The sequence below is a fragment of the Bremerella alba genome, assembly GCF_013618625.1.
In the GTDB taxonomy this organism is placed as follows: Bacteria; Planctomycetota; Planctomycetia; order Pirellulales; family Pirellulaceae; genus Bremerella; species Bremerella alba.
Window position 1 is genome coordinate 145,190 of record NZ_JABRWO010000014.1, and the last position, 19,579, is coordinate 164,768.

Consider the following 19,579-nt stretch of genomic DNA (forward strand, 5'->3'; position numbering starts at 1 on the left):
TCCTATGATAGGCCAAATGAATGCTTACGCGGAAGGACCATCGGCACTGCGGGTAATCTGATCGATATAACTTGAGAGAAGTTTGTGTGACTCATCCAAGGTAAAGTGAAATGGATCGTGCTTCAGACTGACGAATATCTGATCGGCTGAGGTGCAGACGCAAAACGCGGCTGCGGTATTTGGTCGGCAAGGAGGCGTGCCGGTGAGACCGTCGTAAACAAGATTGCCTGCAGTCAGACCGCCATCTGTTGGAGGAAGCTTGGCCTGAAACCGTCGCCACGAGTTGCCGAAGTTTGTGAGGACCGCAGTGGAAAAACAGGAAGAGCCATTGAGCAGCGATGGTAGCAATCCCAGCGTTTGCACCGCGGCGAGCCCGCCAATGAAATGGCGAGATAGATTGTCCTTGCGAATCGCCGCCGTTTCTGGGACGAGCGACTCCAAGAGCTCATCCGGTTTGCGAATCATATTGCCACGACGTGCTAGAAACGCAAAACCAATGTCATTGGTGGTAGGCATTGCGCCGTCGCCTCGACCTCGCAGGCTTTGCGGCATGAGTATTCTCAGGTAACGCGAACCGATATCAATCCCTTGGTTCGACATCCAGTCGTTAAGCGTAACGAACAGATCACGCAGTAGAACATCATTTACGGTGACCTTTCGAGCGGAGGTCCATTTTCGCATGGCCAACGTGGCTTCTGGGCTGACTGCCTTGGTGATATGTCCGTTCTGTTGGCGCATGGCATCATCACCCAAAGGCGAGCGTTTGTCGGTCAGCGGCAAAGGACGCTGCATGAAAAAGTTGCTTGCCCCGTAGATACCGCAATAAACGTCATACAGGCCACGTTTCCAGCCTGGATTTTTTAAGGCCGAATTACAACGGTTCAGAAGACGTTCAGGCTCCCATTTTCTGGGCTTTACGAACTTTGTTCCGGGCGTAGCGTTATGATAGGCCGTCAACAAATCTTCGACGAACGCGATCGAGCCAACTCCATCTGAGGTGGCGTGATGAAAATGAAGCAGAAAGGAAGACCGCTCGCTACCTGACCGGACGTAAATTCGAAGCCCGAGTTCCTGGAAGAGATCGACGTAGTTGTCGTAGCCTGTCAGGCAAGGAACGCCAAATTCGTCCCATTCGACCTCCGGCATTCGATCGGTCAACTGCCAGACCAGTCCGAGCTTTTTGTCATTTTGGACAACACTTTGAAAAAGCGGAGCACGTTGGACTGCAAACGCCAAGGCTTCCTCGAAAGGGCCGCGCTGGATGGTACCTTGGACGTGGACCTCGATATCGCACATCATCGGATATTGCGAACGTCCATCGGCCAGCATGAATTTTTCGACCGGCGAAAGAGGCAGCGGAAAGAGCTTGTCCAACGGAGTATGGATTTCGGAATGCGGCTGCATGGCAAGCTGTGACATGTTGGTTTTCTGCGGTTGCGAAACAGTCAAGGAAGCTCTTTCACTTGAATCTTGCCTGCTGGGTTTCGGGGGAGCTTGGCGACAATAGTGATGTCTCGTGGTCGCTTGTAATAAACAAGGTTTGCGTCGCAATAAGCTTTTAAGACTGTCTCGTCGATCCCGTCATCGACCGCGACTGCGGCTTTCACGATCTCTCCCTTAGACTTAAGTTGTCCTGCGTAAACCTTGACTTCACGAACGCCTGGCATCGCCGCAATGACCTCTTCGACTTCGCACGGAACAACTTTCAAGCCCAGGATGTTGATCATTTCGCCTGTGCGACCACGAAGATGGATCACGCCATCCTCCACGGTTTTTGCGAGATCGCCTGTTTCAAAGAAACCATCGGAGTCCCATGGTTTCAGGATCTCACCGGTTTCGGATAGATAACCGGTCATCATTGACGAACTCTTCACGTGAATCTTCCCCACGCTTGGTTCCAGACCTAGTTCTTTGGCATTGGCAGGCGAACGTACTCGGACTTCGACACCGTCCATCGGTGGCCCGACGCGGCCGTCGACATCTTGACCGTCAGCGATCGTTGCAACCGAGATGCCACCTGTTTCTGTAGTGCCGTACAAAGGACATACGGTCACGCCGGTCTTTTTTCGGAATTGAACGGCCGATCGTTTGGGCATCATGGAGCCTGCGGTGAGCAGCCAGCGTAAACGACCAAACTCGATACCACCTCCGAATAGCAGAATATCGATATGGGCTGGCACCATCGGAAGGATGGTTACGGGGAACTCTCGTAATATTCGTGCCAATTTCCCCACACTGAACTTTGATGTGGTAACGATACTGGCTCCGGTTAGTAAGGGAACCATGGTTGTCAGACCGTAACCGTATGCATGGCTCATTGGTGGAATGGCCATTAAGCAATCATCCTCACAAATCGCCATTGTTGCGGTGTAATGACGAGCTTCTTCCATCGCCGGAAAACCTGGACGGAGTGCAATTTTAGGAAGTCCCGTCGAACCGGAAGTTGGATGAAGGGGCACCCCGCGAAACTCAGGACCAGGGATGCTGGTTGGTTCGGAGAAACGGCCTAGTACAAGACTCCAATCATCGCCAGCGAGGATCATGCCATGCTGTTCAAGAACCGAGTCGACCTGTTCGTCACCACCCGACGAAATAAGCCACTTGACGCCAAATCGCTGGGCGTAACGAGCTAGCTCGGCCGGAGGTGTCATCACGTGAACCAGCAGCGGAGATGCATTGCATGCTAGAAGTGCCGTAAGTGCGATAGGGAACATCGGGCCATTAGCGATCGTGACCAATACACGATCGCCAGCAGCGATGCCTTTCCGCTTTAAGGACTGCGCGAGATGTTGTCGTAGGCGTTGGAATTGATCGGAAGAGATACTGCGGCCAGAATCCAAATCGATGATTTGACCGCGATAGCTTTCCGCCGCCTCAAGTATGGGATCAGGGCTCCATACGGAATTGGGCGTTAACGTACTAGGCATTGGCGTGCACCTTCTTCCCATCGCTCCAGGACTTCGTCGATGTCACGCGACGAATGAGCGGTGGACAGGAACATCGGTTCAAACTCGTTGGGGTGAAAATAGACACCACGCTGCTGCATCCAATGTTGGAATTGAATGTAACGTTCAAAGTCGGCGTGACGTCGGACATCTCGATAGTTGTAAAGTCCCTCGGTTTCTTCTTTAGTGATCATGGCTGCGATTAGGGGGCCCAGGTGGTTCACTTGAGCGGGGATGTTCAGCCGGGAATAGATATCTTTGACGCCATTTGCGAGTTGATCGGAAACTGTGTGCAAGTGACCGTAAATACCTTCTTTGTCTGCCAGAACCGTGTCGAGTACGGCTTCTGCAGCTGACATCACAATGGCATTGCCGGAGAATACACCACCATGGAATAAAGGCCCTTTAACGATGCACTGCATCATTTCAGCCGATGCTCCGAACGCGCTTACCGGATAGCCGCCACCCATTGCTTTGGACATGACGGTGATATCAGGGCTGACCATATAATGCTCTTGGGCACCACCAGGCGAAACTCGCATGCCAGTGATTACCTCATCGAAGATCAGCAGCGCACCGCAGTCATGAGCCATTTCCCGAACCGTCGCCAAGTAACCATCGTGAGGCATCAGCAAACCAGCATTGCCTGAGATGGGTTCCATCATGACCGCGCACACTTCGTCGCCATGTTCAGCGAGTGCTCGCTCGAGGGCATCCAGATCATTCCATTGAACCGTGATGACGTCCTTGATGCTGTCCCCCATGCCAGAAGTGCCGGGAATTGCAGGTCCGTAGCCTTTTTCCGGAAGCTCCTCCAGTGGTGCATGGTATTTGGTGAACACGGCTTCGCTCCAGCCGTGGTAATGACCTTCGAACATAATCAGCTTGTTACGACCGGTGTACGTCTTTGCAAGACGGACAGCGGATGCGCAGGCTTCGGTCCCCGAATTTGCAAAACGAAGGAGCTCGATGCTTGGGAATAGCTTCTTGATTTTCTCAGCCACACGCATCGTGACTTCGGTAGGAAATCCGAGTTGGCTGCCTTGTTCGGAGATCTGACGATAGACAGACTCGATCACGGCTTTGGGACGGTGACCCAAAAGTAGTGGGCCGTACGACATATTGAGGTCGATATATTCATTGCCATCAACATCCCACAAACGACAGCCTTCAGCGCGATCGGCAACTAACGGAATGTGGTAAGGCAGAACCCGCATGGTGCTACTATCGCCACCGGCTAAACTATTCTTCGCACGGTCGAGAACCTGTTCGCTTACGGCGCAATTAGCGGCTTCAAATTTGGAAACGGTACCGGACATAATAAATCCCCTGTGATTCGCTGACGATGTTGTCAATCGTGTTTTGTATTTACTGGATGGAACTGGCGGCATTCTCGGTCTTGGTGGCGGCCGAGAACTCTTGAAAACATCGGGCGATTTCTTCGGAACTGGTAGCAATTCCAGTTGTGAACAATCGTCCTGATTGTAGTGCGGCTTCCCAGCTAAGTTGGCCGCAAGTAATTCGATGGAATGTATCCGAGTTGAGGTAGCAGGTTGAACTGTCTCCGTTCTTGAGCCCAGATCCGACACCAACCAGACGGCCGTGGTCTAGAATCATGTGCCACTGACCACCACTGTTTCCGCTGACGCGAAGGCAAACGTAGCGTCGATCGTCAGTATCGCCTGACGTATCGGTTTGAAGCATCCAAGGTGCCAGCTCTTCGGCGATCGGAAACTTACGACTGACCGGTGCTTCTCTCGGCCATCCGAAATTCTTGTCGATGGCATACTTCACCAGCAGGTCCATAAGCGACTGGTCGACCTGGGGACAAGGCAAGTGAGGTAAACACGTTTCAGTGCGGGTACTATCGAAGGTCGGGTCGTCGCTCCAATACGACTGATAGACTTTCATCTGGTCGCGGAACGAGTGCATCATCTTTTCTGCATCATCGGAAATCTTCGAATGATCCGACTTCTCGTGCTTAGCCAAATCGAGAACTGCTTCGCCCATGGATGCCAGCATGTCAGCCACAGTGGCCGCATTGGGATTGGTGAAGTGATAAGTCTCGCCATGCAGTTCTTCGCGAGCGATCACTTCTGTCATCGCAGCCGAAACCCAGTCGACAGGAACGAGGTTCTTTCGTTCTTCTCCTGAGAGGGCCAAGGTCCCTAGCCAGTCACCTTGAGCGATCACATCCCAAGGCAAGGTAGTTACAAGCGTATGCACCAGTCGAAGTGGTGTGTAAAAACCGTGGTACGAAGTGGTGAATCCCGTTTGGGAGTCTCCCACGATGATGGAAGGTCGATGAACGGTTAGCTTATCAAAACCCGCAGCCCGCACTTCCTTTTCAGCCGTGATTTTACTGGCTTCGTAATCATTGCTGGGAAGTTGGCCGACATCGAGTTCGTCTTCACGGATGACTTCTCGACGCTGACCACAAACATAGGCGGTCGAGACGTGGTGAAACTTGCGAATGCCAGTTTCTCGGCAAAGAGCGAGCATGTTGCGCGTGCCATGGATATTGCTACGCCATGGTTCGCCATCCTCTTCTTCGGCATAAAAGGTCAGCGAAGCCGCTGAGTGAATCGCCGTGTCGCAGTACTCTTGGACCCATTGCTGGTCTTCGCGCGACAGACCGCACATCGGCTGCGTGATGTCTCCTGCAAGCACGATGGGACGCACTAAGGCGTGACCTAGTTCCATTTCCCAATGTGTCATCGCTGTCTCAATGCGCCCCACAGCCGATTCAAATCGAGATGGACGCACGATAACCGCTAGCGGGACATCGGCTAAAGTCAGATCGCGAAGTAAGTAGCGGCCAAGTAAGCCAGTGCCGCCGGTTAACAGGTGATACTTCATAGTTGCCCTAAGTTTGTCTACTTAAACGTGAACAGCTGCGCCGCCATCGACGACCAGCGTTTCTCCTTGGACCAAGTCGGATAGAGGGGAGGCCAGGAAAACCACTGCATTCGCGATGTCTTCGATTGAAAGCATGCGATCCCCCATCATCGTCTTGTCTTTGCGGTGGGCAAACATCTGCTCAGCACCAGGAAGACGCTTGGTCGAATCGGTTTCAACGAGACCTGACTTGACAATATTGACGTTGACCCCTTTGTCGCCCACTTCAAGTGTCAGGTGACGAGCAAGGCTTTCCAGTGCAGCTTTAGAGCTGCCGATTAAACCGTACCATGGTAAGGCCGTGTCGCTGCCATGACTGCTGATGCCGATGACCTTCGCGCGGCCCTGACTCTTCTCTAGCAGCGGCATTCCGGCTTGAACCAGATAAAGCATGGCCAGCACGTTAGTGTGGTAAGTGTTCTCGAAATGCTTTTCATTGGCTGCAAGCAACGGACGAAATCCGCCGGTGGCAGCGTTGCTGACAATTATGTCCAGCTGTTGGATGTGCTCTCCGATATATTCCATCATCGATTCGACATCGTCCTTCTGGCTGACATCGGCCTTCACGACGAAAGAACGACGTCCCATCGCGCGAATGTCTTTGGCCGTTTCCATCGCAGCAGATCGGGAGGTCACGTAGTTCACAATGACATCCGAGCCTGCTTCAGCCAGACGAAGCGCACATGCGCGACCCATGCCCCGCGAACTGCCGGTAACCAGAGCCATCTTTCCCGTCAAGTCAATCATGAAGTCTTACCCTTATAGCTAATCGGAATGGTGTCTCGTTGGGGGAGACCGTGGCCATTGTTTAAGGCTCGGTCGATATAATCTTGAAAGTGATACACACGTTCTTCACGCGTAGAAATCAAACCACCTGTCGGTTGATCGACAGAATTTAGGCCTTGTTGAACCTGCGTCATGACCTGGGCGTCTTCCTCGCCAACCTGTCCCAGGAAGTCGTTGGCCCAGCGACTAATTAAATAGCGATTCCAGAGGCGTCGCAGTTGACCCTGCTTGCCGACGTGACACATCAGACGAACGACTGACGTAGAACAGTTAGGCGAGACTGGTATCACGCATTCCACCCAGCGATAAAGTGATAGGTGGGCAATCAACACATTGGGGTAGTGAGCGATATGGCGGTAAACGGGGTTCCGTTCACGTCCGACGAGCCAATGCCCGAACTGGTCGAGCGATGACCGGAATGACTGTTCCTGACTGAAGTCGACAGAAAGAGAGCTTCCCCATTCGTCTAGCTTGTGCTCGCAGTCTTCTTCAGAAGGAGACTCGCCAAATGTTTTAGGGTGCACCTCCGTCGTGTGATATGTTTCCAGTGCATTCTCGACTAGGCATTTCCAATTCGCTTGAATCGGTCGGTTAAGCACGACTGCCGTATGCATGTCAGGCGAGAACCACTCTAGGTAGGTCGAGTACATCTCGCCCAGGAAATCTCGAAGCGAAGGGCCTTCCTCTGAAAGATTGATGAAAACCAGCTCGCCGCAGGTGTCCAGGCGATACTTCTTCAGCCCCAGCATGCCCTGCTTCAAAGGGCGAAACGATTTGGCATCAGGGATCTTTCGGACATTGCCGGTCTCGTCGAATTGCCAACCGTGATACTGACAGCGAAGCCGTTCGCAAGTGCCACCCGAGTCGCTACGCAATTTCGAGAAGCGATGCGAGCACACATTCAGGAAGCAATGGATCTGGTCGTCACATCGCCAGAGAATGATCGGACGACCATAAATCTCGAAAGTCACATAGCTTCCATCGTGAGGAAGCTCGCTTTTAACGGCAACAGCGTGCCAGGCAGGAAGCAGAAGTGAATCCACTTCTTTCTGTAAAAACTCTTCGCTGGTATAACAGTCCCGAGTGAGGATTTGCGAGTGGTGTTGGGTACTTAGGAACATAACGCCACCTCGCGTGTTGCTATGTTGCTCCAAACCGCAGTTGCGGCTCCACTGCTTGTCGCGCGGATCCACATGGTTAAAGGATCTGTGTCGAGGCCATGCATGCGGCCGTAGACTCGATTCTTCTCTATCGCAATAAGTTCAACTGATCGAGGATCCCATTTGCTTCCGTTGCCGCAGGCCTTGAAGATCGACTCCTTCAATGCCCAAGCAACAGGCAAGCGAATGGGGATATCACTTTCTATCCACTTGATTTCTCGTTCGCTAAACCAGCGTGCTCGAAAGCCGGACGTATTGGGGACACCGGCTGCTACGTCGACGCCAATCCGTGCATCGCGATGCGTGATTCCAACTAGAATCGCTTGATTGCTGTGTGAAATCGAAAGTCGGTAAGAAGTGGCAATTCCACCAAGGGAAACAGTCGGAGATTTCCCAAGGCCGTCTTCGCCGCGGGAAAGGATTTCCACACCTCGCATTGAATCGGTTCGCGATGAGCGCGTAACCAGCCGCTTGGCGATCCACCTTCCGGCCAACCATTGGCGACGTCGTGACGAATCGTTCCAGAAGGAAAGCTCCGCCAACTCCGCTTCGGTCAACCAAGATAGTGTTTCGGGGATGCCCAGCTTCTCGAAATTTGCGACGAAGCGAACAATGCGTGGGAAATTGGAAATCATTTGACCTCCCCTCGCATAAGAATCACCTTCTCATAGCCGGTTGCTTTGAGGATGACGCCGCCGTCCTGCCCGACGACAACCATGTCGTACAACGCAGACTTTTCGGCGATGTTGCGACAAGTGAAGTGAACGTAGCAGTTCTCGCCATCGTGGGCAGCGCGGCCGAGTTCGAGCAACTCGATCTTACGTGGCAGCGACACGGCACCTTCGCCATGCAGATACAAATGACATCCACATGCGTAAAGAGCCGAATCGAGAACGCAAGAGGGAATGAGCCAGCCATCGCGTTTGGACTCGCCGGTCAAATCAACTAGAGGCTGTGCCAGAATATGCCCCCAACCATGGGTTGCTTCGCAGCTAATTGCTTTGAGGCAGCGAAAAGGTTGGCCATGGTAAATAGCGCTATCTTCCGGGTAGGCGACGGCATGCCACTCGGTTGGGAACGTTGGCAGCGTTGTTGTCAACGTGGAAGGTGCTTCTGCGACAACGGCTTTCGCTTCAAGGTAAAGACGATCTTTTTGAATTAGGCCGCCGGTCCGGTTACGGAAATCGCAAGTCCAACGGCATTGAACGAGTTGATCGTCTATCATCTGCCCACGAGCTTGGGCTGTTTGCGGATTATCGGTGTGAAAAACAAGTCCATCCACCATGTCGACATCACGGAATGCTACCACCGTTTTGCCGCTGGCAATGGCAGCCGCTTCGCGCAGGGCTTCCAGGGTGGCAACAACCGGCATGATCGGTTTGCCACGCAGACGATGTTGAATTAAGAACGGGTCGACGGTCGGGGCGAGTGGTACGTCTCCAACCAACTCACTTCCTTCGCGGCGCGTGGTTTCGATTAGCGGAACATCGCTGGCCTCTTCTCCTGAGCGTGGCTGGAACTCGCCTAGCGGGTACTGCTCTGAGGGAAAAAACATGGGGTAGAAGTCACCAAACGTATAAAGCGTTTCGGACTTCTTTCCACCACCAGCCAATTCTTCTTCCAAGCGGCGAACGCCTTCTTCCGGCAGCATGTATTTCATCTTCATCACGCTGCGTGGACCCCAGGCAAAACGAGACAGGGTCGCGATGCCAGCCCCTTCCCATGACTCCCAATGAATGCATAGCGTTGTACAATCAGGACGGATCTTGCGATGCCATCCGAGAGCCTTCGACATCGAATCGTTCCCGGCAGCGTAGTCACTGAGACCGTTCCCACCGAACCGACCGCTGATGGATCCGAAGCCAATGCAGTGGGTCAAAGGGTCATTCTTGGTGAGTGCGAACAGGTGCATGAGCCCGTCGAACTTGGTACGTACAAGTTTTTCGACAAAACCGCGACGCTTGTGTTCGAATCGACCTGGCTCGATGAGCCCGGCACCATGCATGAGTCCAGTGACTGGGCCGTCCGTCGCACGAACTTTAGCTAGTGCGGTCGCAAGCTCATCTCGGCTAGTAACATCGCACTGATGGTAAGTGGCCTGGATGCCAGCTTCGGCAAACTTCTGCAGGTTCTTGAAAATCTCGCAATCCTTCAAGACACGATCCCAGGCTGCCCCGGGTGATTGCCCATCGGCGACGGCCTGGCGGGTAATCTGGGTCTTATAGGTCTTGAGTTGCTCTTCGTCGAAATTGCGCCACGGAGCGTTTTTGATGGGCGGAGGACTCTTGCCAAAGAGATGGAGTTTCCAGTCATAGCGTCGAGCGAGTTCTCGGGCGGCAATTGCTGTGATGCCTCGTGCGCCGCCGGTAACTACCCAGTTGCCACCTCTTGGAATATTAGCAGCTGGACCCGGTGGAAGGTCGACCGAAATAGGACGGATCACGCTTCGATTACCTGCGACCCAACTCACTTCAACTTCCGGTCGATCTGACGCCGCTTCACGCAGTATTGCGTCAACAACAGTTTTTGAAGGGTCTCCCGTCGGAGCATCGATTACTTTGCATCGTACTGCTCGATCATCGCGACGAGAGTCTTCAATATGCAGCGACTTGATGAACCCGGTCATGCCGCCGCCATCAGGCAATGAAACTGTCGACTCGAAGCCAAAGTCACCGCCAAGACTTGTTGCGGCGACGAGCGTGCCTGGGCCATGTTCTGGAGACTTGATCAGGCGTTTGACCCAGCTTTGGGCAATGAAAAAAGGAGCGATAATACCTTCATGCCGTCGCTTTTCGATCGCTTCGACAGAGAGTAGATCCTCCTGAGTCACATCACGTGCTGAAAGCAGGAACAAGTGACCAGCAGGGCGGTCAGGGTGAAGCCCGTCAATGTCGGCCAGCAGGGCATCGAGGTCTTCGCGAATACCAAAGCGATACACCTCGACTCCGAGTTCCTTAAGCCTCGCTTCCAGAGCAATGGCATCGGCATTTTCTCCTACAATCCATGCTGGATTCTTAAATGTGGGAGTCGCCGGGCTATTGGCATCGAGAGGAGCTTCGATCAGCTTAAGCTCGCAACGCTGTGTTCTAAGTTCTACCGACGCATCGGCAGGACCAAGCGATTCAGTCGACTGTGGCGAAGTCGGTGCCGTATTCTGAGGGGTAGCTTCACGCTTGCTCTCAGCCAACTGCCCCAGGCCGTCAGCGAATCGTTGCCAATGGCGACGTTCGGTGATCAGAATTTCACTTCGTGGCGTATCGGCTTCGATTTCACGGATGAAATGTCCCAGGCCTTCTGCCAGTGGCATGAGATTCAAATCGCTTTTTTTCTGCAATACACTTTGCGTTTCCGGACGAGCCGCCATGCCGACTTCATCCCAGCCATGCCAGTGGAAGCCTACGGCGCGAACCCAAGGACGATGACGACGGTAGGCACCCATCAGCTTGCAAAGCAGATCACTTGCCTGACAGTAATCGGCCTGGCCGAAGCTACCTAGGCGACCAGCAATCGAACCGAATCCAATCAAATGCCGAATAGGATCCTTGCGGGTAAGAGCAGCCAGGTGAACCAGACCGCCGGCTTTGATGCCGAGCGTGGCGTTGACGATGTCGAGCCGTTTCTTCTCGAAACGACACGACTTATCGATTCCGGCACCATGTAATATGCCAGAGATCGGGCCATCGGTGCTACGAATGTCCTCGAGCACTTTCTCAAGCGAATCGCGGTTGGAAACATCGCACACATGATAGGTTGCCGAAACGCCCGCTTCTTCGAATGCCCGTAGCGAACGATCGATTTCAAGACTCTTCTGCACGCGTTCCCATGCTTGAGGAGCCTTTTGGCCGGCCTTGCTGGCGGCGATCATCGTTTCTGCTTTGAGTGTTTTCAGGCCATCGTCGTCGAGGCTGCGCCAGCTTGGGTCGATTTCTGGAAGGGGACTGCTTCCTAACAAATGAAGCTTCAAGCCATATCGCTTGCCCAGTTCTAAAGCGCAAGCAGCTGTTATGCCACGTGCACCGCCGGTAACAATCCAGGTTCCTTGAGGAAGGCTCGACTCGGCTGCAACTTCGTCAGCAGCCACATCGACGGCAAAAGGAACCTTTCGCGAACCGCCGGACCATGAAACTTCATAGTCGAGATTTCCGGAAGCCAGTTCGCAGATGATGTTATCGGCAATTTGACGAGGACAATCGCTTGTGTTCGTATCGAACGCTTTCACGCGTGGGCCTTGGCCATCACGCATCACGGTGTACTCGATAAAGATGGCTTTCATGAGCCCGGTCAGCGCGCCACTGTGAGCGCCGATCGAACCAGAATCGAAGCCAAAGTCACCGCCGAGTGACGTCGTTGCGACCACCGTGGCGTGCGGCAACCAGCCCTGCTTGTCGGCGATCGCTAACCACTTCTGGCAGACGAACAGGGGCGTTTCCATGCTCGATCGCTGCTGCGAATCCCATCTTGAAAGATCAGTCAATGCAACCGACGAATGTCCATCTCGCCCAGTCGTGATAAACAGGTGAGGTGCTGGACCCGCTTCGCAGATTTGTGCTACTTGCGAAACGGCAGCGTCCAGGTCCAGTGCATCTGCAATATGGTGGACGACGACACCATGCTCTTGAAGCTTCGCAAGTATAGCCGAGGCTGTTTTGCCAGAGCCCAATACGATGGCTGCGCCTTGCCACGTCATGCTCGTCGGAACTGAAGCGGACAACGGAGCATCACGCATTTCGAGTTCGAAGCGAGCGGTAACCTTCGGCGACGTTAGAGGGCTGCGATTGACGGACCGCTGGGATTGCAATCGCGGCTTAGGCGTTGCTTCCAGTGCGGAGAGTTCGTAGGGAACTGTCTGTACTTCGCCGAGTCGATGCTTCACGCAGAGCGTGTTGTTGACGTAATTGAAAGCGAGGACTAAGGCATCCTGGTTATCTTCATCGACCGGTTGACTTATTTTTTCATCACTCCAATCGGAATCGATCATTGAAAGCGAAGAAACGGATGAGACGGCAGCCAATTCTGGTTGACGCAACCGCGCAGATAGCACGTCACTGGAAACCTGAACACCTTGCGGGGTGAGTTCCAGGGTCGCAAGGCGCCCGGTACTTCGCTCGCTGAGCGTTACGTTTCCGTAAGGATGACTTCTAAACGAAGTCATCGCATCGATGGCCTCTTCCAGCGAAGGCGATGTAGCTAAGACTTGGAATAAATCGGGATCGCCGGTCGCTGTTGCCGCGAGACCGTCGCGGTTCATCCCACCCAGGCAGTAGACCGTACCGATTGCGGTCACGCCGATATAGGGGATTCCCGTCGACGGTTTTCGTAGGAATGTCGCCAGGCAAATGGTATCGCGCAGTGGTCCTATCTCTTGGGAAATGATTCGCGCGACGTGAGTCATGTCGGCGTCAACATTTCCCTCACTGGCGACCTGCTCGGATTGAGATAAGAGTTCCGCCGTTACGAAGTGATGCACCAACAAGTTGGTTAAAGGAGCCTCTATTGCATCTGCAATCCCTTGTAACTCATCCAATTGATCGGGAGAAAGCAATTGGAAGGCTTGCTGACTGCGATGCGAGCCGGGCAGCTTGTCGACCGAATGACCAACGTACTCAGTATACGTTTGTAAAGTTCGGCGGATCTCGTTGCAGAAGAGGGTTCCATGGGTGTAGCCCATCTCATAAGGAGTGCCTGCAAGCATCTGCAGGCACGAAACGTCCACGTTCGACTTATTCTCAGAAATGTCCGTAATATCGACCTCTGTGGAAGGCGAAGCTACGGCCGGCGCGTTGGTTTTAGTTTCCCTGGCCGGCGCCGGAGCGGCCGGGGAAAAAGACGATGCCTCGTTGGCGTCGGAAGTCGTAGTGACTTGCTGAGCATTCGCCGAGAGGAAGTCGAGCACATGTCGCAGCGTAGGGAAGTCGTCGAGTGACAACTCGGTGGCTGAAGTGCTGATCTCGAAGTACTCCTGCAACTCGCCGAACAACTGAGCCTTCTTGATGCTATCGATGCCCAAGTCAGCTTCCAGATCGGCATCCAGATCGACCACTTCCGGCGGATAGCCGGTTTGTTCGACGACGAAGTTCACCAGGAAGGATTCCAACTCCGCCGGGATTGTTGTTGATTCCGACGATGGCACTGCGCCACCATTAGCGAACCCATTCGAGGCACCATTGGTAGAAGGTGTGGGTATAGGGGGCGACGGTTCCGGTGGTGGGGGCTGAATGGGTGCGACCGCAACTGGAGGGGCAGGGGATGCCTGTGCCTGGCTGGCCGATTGTCCGTTAGCCGATAGGAAGTTAACTACATGTCGCAGGGTAGGGAAGTCATCGAGCGACAACTCGGTGGCTGAAGTGCTGATCTCGAAGTATTCCTGTAGCTCGCCGAAAAGCTGGGCCTTCTTGATGCTATCGATGCCCAAGTCGGCTTCAAGATCGGCATCCAGGTCGACCACTTCCGGCGGATAGCCAGTCTGTTCGACGACGAAGTTTACCAGAAACGCCTCTAACTCGGCTGGGCTTGTGGAGCTTACCGGTGCGGCAGGTTCCGGGGTGGCTGCTACAGGCGCTGGTACAGCAATCGGGGGAACAATAGGCTGCGGAGCAGGAAGTGGCGGAGCAGCGACCGGTGCCTGTGTGGCTGCTGCCGCTGTGCCGGTTGCTTCACTGTTAGCCGAGAGGAAGTCGACGACGTGACGCAAGGTTGGGAAGTCATCGAGGGACAGCTCGGTGGCCGAAGTGCTGATCTCGAAGTACTCTTGCAACTCTCCAAATAATTGAGCCTTCTTGATGCTGTCGATCCCCAGATCGGCTTCCAGGTCAGCATCCAGATCGACCACTTCCGGAGGATAGCCGGTTTGTTCGACAACGAAGTTCACGAGGAACTTTTCAAGATCTACCGTGTTGGACTTCGGTGACGAAGTGGTAGCGGCACCATTGGTCGAGCCGTTGGTATGGTAACTTCCAGTACCGTTCAAGGACGTCGCGACCGGTGGTACAACCGGCTGCGATGCCGTAGGCGCCGAGGGAGGCGTAATTGGCGGGAGCGGCTGAGGGGCCGGTGGAGTCGGCGTTGCTACCCTTGGCGGGCTGGCAGGCGGCGGAACTGCTGGAGGAGCAGTTTGGGCCTGCGGCGTAGCAGCCACCGGGCGATCCGAAACGCCTCGCATCTTTGCTCGTCGACGTTCGGTCGCATCAAAGTGCGGAATATCGTCCATCAGGTTCATCTCTTGGGAAGGTGTTAACGCGGATATCTCAGCACGCGGAGGCGCTGCGGAAGTTTCAGGAGCAACGTTAGGTTGGGGTGGTGTGGGCTGGACCGAAGCCTCGCCCACGCCTAGGCAATCGAGAAGAGCACGAACGCCCAATATAGTTTCCAATGCACCCCGCTTGGGATTGTCAACGGCGATTACGTTGGCATCGCCCGACAAAATTTTTCGGTTCAATTTGGTCAGCGTTTGCTGAGGCCCGACTTCGACGAACACGGTAGGAGCGTCGCGATCAAGCTGCTCAATAAGGGGCACGTATTTGACAGGTGTTGTCAATTGAATCCCTAGATTTCGCTTAATACGCTGCACATCAGTGACTTGCCGATTGTCGACGGTGCTGAGAAACATCGTCGACGGAGGAGCAAGCGTGGCGGTTTCTAATGCTTGTTGCAGCAAGCGGCTAGAGCCTGCCATAAGCGGAGTATGAAACGCCGCCGGCACAGCCAATATTCGAGCTGGGTAAGACTTCGCTTTTAACGCGGTAGCCAACTGCTGCAACGCGACCAACTTTCCACCAATGACGGTCTGATCCGGTGCATTGAAGTTGGCCAAGTAAGCCTGACAGCCGCATTCAGCAATTAACCTCTTGATTTCTTCCGGAGTGGCAGTCGTTGCTAATAGTCCGGCATCATTTTTGGAAGTTGCCAGAATGCCATCACATCGAGCTTTGGTCATGCGGATGACATCGTCCAGGTTCCAAACGCCTGCAGCAAACAGTGCTGGAAACTCTCCGTAGCTATGTCCCAGAACTAGGTCAGGGGAGATACCTTGCTGCTTGAGGGTTGCCAGGCAGGCTAGGTCGGCCAGCAGCATGGCAATCTGCGTCTGAAACACATCTTTGCCAAGCTGGGTGGGAACATCCCAAGCCAACTGCGAAAACGTCGGGAATCCCTGACGCTGCATTGCCGAATCTGCCTCGGCAATTGTTTTGGCGGCCTCTGGCGAGACGGCGACCAGATCCTTTAGCATTCCTTCGTATTGCGAGCCTTGCCCCGGAAACACGAATGCTACACGCGGGGGTGTTAGTGGACGTTGACGATAGAAGATGCCCTGTTGCTCCAGAACCTGCTGTGCCGAGGCGTTCCCCAGTTGGCTTGATGCCAGCGAGAGCTTCTTGGAAAGGCTCGCTAAGCTGTCTGCGACAATCGCAAGTCGAAACACGTCGTGGGACGAAAACTGATCGGATGTCGCGCCATTCCAGATCGACTCGGCGCGGCCAACGGCGCTGCTAAGCTTCTCAAGTAACCCTTGGTGGCTCTTGGCTCCGATGCGAATAATTTTCGCATCATTCGATATGGAGGCTTCGTTAATTACAGGGGAAGCGACTTCCGGCTTGGGGCTCACGTGCGAACCGTTGTCCAGCAAAAGATAGAAAGCCTGGCCTTTAGCCCAGTTGGCCACACCCCCGAGGCCTCGTTGGCTCAGTTTGGTATTGCTGCGGAGTGATGTTTCTAAGTTCGGTCTGGATCCTTTCTGTACACCAATCCCGTGAGCAACTTCCTGTTTTTGGGATTCGAGCGCGGCTTTGACCAATGCGAGCACCGGGCCACCACCACCCATTTGACCGAATTGGGCGGTGGTCGACGCAAGATTAAGCGGTTGCTGCCGTGAACCTTCGACGTGGGAATGAGCAAGCATTGCCAGAGACGACGAACAAACTTCGGCGCTCTCGTCGGTTTCGATGTCGACGAACTCGACTTCCGCCGGATCGATGCCCGCCATGGCAGTCGATCGCTCGACCGCAAGACGCATCGCTTCGGCTGGGTTGTCGTGCGTGCCAGTGCCGAGACCTCGAATGACCGCTCGAATCTTATCCCCGTCACGGCGAGCATCGGCCAGACGTTTCAAAACAACGACAGCGACGCCTTCACCGGGAACAATTCCATTGAAATCCGCGTCCCACAAGTTTTTGGCTTGGCCATCTTTGCTGAGAAGTCCAGCCGCGTTTAGGCCGTCGAAAATGGTTGGTCCCATGCGGCGTTGACCTGCGGCACAGATCATCATGTCGTTGTCGCCGGAGAGTAGCGAGTCAATGCATAACGCGATGCCTGACATTCCGCTGGTGGCACCGCTATCGATGGCGACGGCTCCCCCTTTGAGATCAAGCGTCTTGCTGATGCGCGAGGCTAATGTGCTGCTGGTAAAGCTGCCGGTTTCGTCAACCAAGGCAGGCCATTTCTTCAGCAGGTGCTTGCTGAAGTTCTCGTTAATGGCACTGATTTGTTCTGATGACAATCCCTGCTCAGCCAGGCGACGCGAGAGGATGGCCTGCATTTCGGGAATGCGAAGCCCCATCTCAAGTTGATCGGAGAAGTCTCCTCCAAACTCGGTGCAGACAACGACGCCAGCTAGTTCTTTCGGGATCGAATCGCGATCGTAGCCTGCATCGGCAAGGGCCTTTTCGCTGGCATCCAGAAACATAAATTGAAGCGGATCCGCTTCTTGGACTTGCTTGGGGGGAACACGATGTTTCCGCCAGTCGTATTCGTACTTCTGGATGAAGCCGCCCAGGGGAGAATACCCTTGTCGCTTGGCCCGCTCGCGTGACTGAGGAGACCAGCGATCGACTGGGGGTTGGGTCTTGGGATCGGTGCCTGAGTGAACGAGGTTCCAGAACTGATCCAGTTCATCGGCTCCTGGAACGATACACCCCATGCCAACGACGGCAATGGCTCGATCGTCGACTGATTCCTCGGCTGGCTTACTTGGTCCGCAGATTTGTTCCGTTGTTTGCCCAACGTATTCATCGATCACAACGTGCATGTTGAGCCCGCCGATCCCGAACGCATTTACCCCAGCGCAACGAGGTCCGCCATCTTCTGGTGCTTCCCAAACGGCTGGTTTCATCGGAACAAAGAAGGGTGACTCTGCCCAGGGAACTTTCGGATTCAACTGTTGAATATTAATCGCGGCTGGGAATTGCTTGTGCTGCATGCACAAAACGGTCTTGATCATTCCAGCAACCCCAGCGGCTTCGAGCGAGTGCCCGATGTTGGCTTTGGCGCTGGTAATCGGAATCTTTTTGCCGGGAGCGAACAGGGGCTCAAGGACTTCCCGCAGCGTTTCCAACTCGGTGGCATCGCCTACCTGGGTCGCAGTCGCGTGGCATTCCTGGTATTGCAATCGCGAAGCATCGGCGCCGCTTCGGTAAGCGCGACGCATCGCTCGTATTTGGCCTTCTTTTCGTGGTGCCCACAAGCTTTTGCCGCGTCCATCGGTAGCAACTCCCAGCCCACGGACAACTGCTTGGATGGGATCACCATCTGCGATGGCCCGGTCGAGGGTCTTCATGACCAGAGCGACGTAACCTTCCGACATAATCAGACCGTCGGCATTGGCATCGAATGGGCGGCTGTCGTCTTTGGTCAGCGTTTGGGCGTTGGAGAAGAGTACCAGCGAGTCCGACTTGCAATCGGAAGCTCCTCCCACAACCACGGCATCTGCACGACCACGCTGCAAGGCTCGAGCACCCATTAACATGGCATGTAACGAAGAGGCACACGCCGAGTTCAATGCCAGCCAACTTCCATCAAGGCCGAAAGCTTTGGCGACCGTCCCGGCCACCATGTTGCAGTTCAGAAACCGTGTGGATTCAGGTCCAGGCGGCAATTGCTGGCTGAGTTCAGCGAGCAGCTCCTGTTCGGCGGCCTGACGTATTTCAATCGGGAGTTCCTGAAAGCCCGGCGTTTGTTCCAACAGGGCGATCGCGTCATTTAAGTAGGTCTGAAACGTTAATTCTCCCAGACGGGAACTTCCCTGGGCATGACCAATGAAGACGGATACGTTTCGATTGGAGAGCTGAAACGGATCGTATCCAGCGTGCCGAAAAGCCTCGGCAGCTACCTCCGTCATCAATAGATGAGTGTTGTCGACCGAATCAATCAAAGATTGCGGAAGAGGACAACGCTGGCGGTCGTACGTGCGGTCGCTAAGTAGAGCAGCCTTGGTGGAGTATGTTTTGCCCCGAGTCCCTTTTTCGGGATGGTAATAGATCTCTCGGTTCAGCCGATCCGGCGGTACTTCGCCGACAGCGGACTTCCCCTGAGAAATAAGTTGCCAGTACTGCTCTAGATTCGCCGCGCCTGGAAGCCGACAAGCCATACCAACAATCGCTACCGGAACATCGGTTCGATCGGTCGTGATTGACATCGAAATATCCTGAAGGCCGACCGGGACACCTCCTTTCGTTCGGTCATACCGCAATGGGACACTGACTTAATCCATCCGTGTCGTGATTGCCTGATATGTGGACGGTTGTACACACCCGGTCGCAGCGAATACTCGACTGCTAAAGTCGTGCAGATATTAACGACTGGGTGGGACTTCCAGCTACATCGTTCAAGGCAGGATCAACGAAACCCTATAATTACACAGTATGGGTAAAAAAGGCAATAAAGAGATGGGGTTTTTCCTCCGGAAAATCATGGGGGGGATGATCAGCAAGTGATTGGGATAAAAGGGATTTGGATCAATTTAGTCTAGGTTGTGAGGGGTAGGATCCCTCAAGAACGCTTAAAATGGGGGGTAATGTT

General features: G+C 54.2%; 8 protein-coding genes. All 8 read right to left on the reverse strand.

The window, feature by feature from the left end:
• Positions 1 to 24: 24 nt before the first annotated feature.
• From HOV93_RS22205 to HOV93_RS22240, 8 genes are read right to left on the reverse strand one after another with little or no spacing between them, the layout of a single operon-like run.
• The gene (locus tag HOV93_RS22205; protein WP_207398745.1) at positions 25 to 1,449 is read right to left on the reverse strand and encodes a hypothetical protein; all 1,425 of its coding nucleotides are present in this window, start codon (positions 1,447 to 1,449) and stop codon (positions 25 to 27) included.
• Positions 1,446 to 2,927 (reverse strand): class I adenylate-forming enzyme family protein, encoded by a 1,482-nt coding sequence (locus tag HOV93_RS22210; RefSeq protein WP_207398746.1) that lies wholly within the window; start codon positions 2,925 to 2,927, stop codon positions 1,446 to 1,448. Before HOV93_RS22210 ends, HOV93_RS22205 begins: the two co-directional genes overlap by 4 nt.
• Complete coding sequence (locus tag HOV93_RS22215; RefSeq protein ID WP_207398747.1) at positions 2,912 to 4,264, reverse strand: aspartate aminotransferase family protein; 1,353 nt, start codon at positions 4,262 to 4,264, stop codon at positions 2,912 to 2,914. The genes HOV93_RS22210 and HOV93_RS22215 overlap by 16 nt, the downstream gene beginning before the upstream one ends.
• Before the next feature lie 49 nt (positions 4,265 to 4,313).
• Positions 4,314 to 5,804: an SDR family oxidoreductase gene (locus tag HOV93_RS22220; RefSeq protein ID WP_207398748.1), complete on the reverse strand. Its 1,491-nt coding sequence runs from the start codon at positions 5,802 to 5,804 to the stop codon at positions 4,314 to 4,316.
• Positions 5,805 to 5,825: 21 nt separating this feature from the next.
• Positions 5,826 to 6,590, reverse strand: a complete 765-nt coding sequence (locus HOV93_RS22225) for an SDR family oxidoreductase (RefSeq protein ID WP_207398749.1) — start codon at positions 6,588 to 6,590, stop codon at positions 5,826 to 5,828.
• Positions 6,587 to 7,750, reverse strand: a complete 1,164-nt coding sequence (locus HOV93_RS22230) for an aromatic ring-hydroxylating oxygenase subunit alpha (RefSeq protein ID WP_207398750.1) — start codon at positions 7,748 to 7,750, stop codon at positions 6,587 to 6,589. The genes HOV93_RS22225 and HOV93_RS22230 overlap by 4 nt, the downstream gene beginning before the upstream one ends.
• Positions 7,741 to 8,424: a 4'-phosphopantetheinyl transferase family protein gene (locus HOV93_RS22235; protein ID WP_207398751.1), complete on the reverse strand. Its 684-nt coding sequence runs from the start codon at positions 8,422 to 8,424 to the stop codon at positions 7,741 to 7,743. Before HOV93_RS22235 ends, HOV93_RS22230 begins: the two co-directional genes overlap by 10 nt.
• Entirely contained in the window at positions 8,421 to 19,196 is a 10,776-nt protein-coding gene (locus HOV93_RS22240; protein ID WP_207398752.1) for a type I polyketide synthase, read from the reverse strand. Before HOV93_RS22240 ends, HOV93_RS22235 begins: the two co-directional genes overlap by 4 nt.
• Between the last annotated feature and the right edge of the window lie 383 nt (positions 19,197 to 19,579).

Bases quoted from the DNA above. Each gene is read 5' to 3' on its own strand.
- HOV93_RS22210 (WP_207398746.1), bottom strand. From the start codon at position 2,927: ATGCCTAGTACGTTAACGCCCAATTCCGTATGGAGCCCTGATCCCATA.
- HOV93_RS22215 (WP_207398747.1), bottom strand. From the start codon at position 4,264: ATGTCCGGTACCGTTTCCAAATTTGAAGCCGCTAATTGCGCCGTAAGC.
- HOV93_RS22220 (WP_207398748.1), bottom strand. From the start codon at position 5,804: ATGAAGTATCACCTGTTAACCGGCGGCACTGGCTTACTTGGCCGCTAC.
- HOV93_RS22225 (WP_207398749.1), bottom strand. From the start codon at position 6,590: ATGATTGACTTGACGGGAAAGATGGCTCTGGTTACCGGCAGTTCGCGG.
- HOV93_RS22230 (WP_207398750.1), bottom strand. From the start codon at position 7,750: ATGTTCCTAAGTACCCAACACCACTCGCAAATCCTCACTCGGGACTGT.
- HOV93_RS22235 (WP_207398751.1), bottom strand. From the start codon at position 8,424: ATGATTTCCAATTTCCCACGCATTGTTCGCTTCGTCGCAAATTTCGAG.
- HOV93_RS22240 (WP_207398752.1), bottom strand. From the start codon at position 19,196: ATGTCAATCACGACCGATCGAACCGATGTTCCGGTAGCGATTGTTGGT.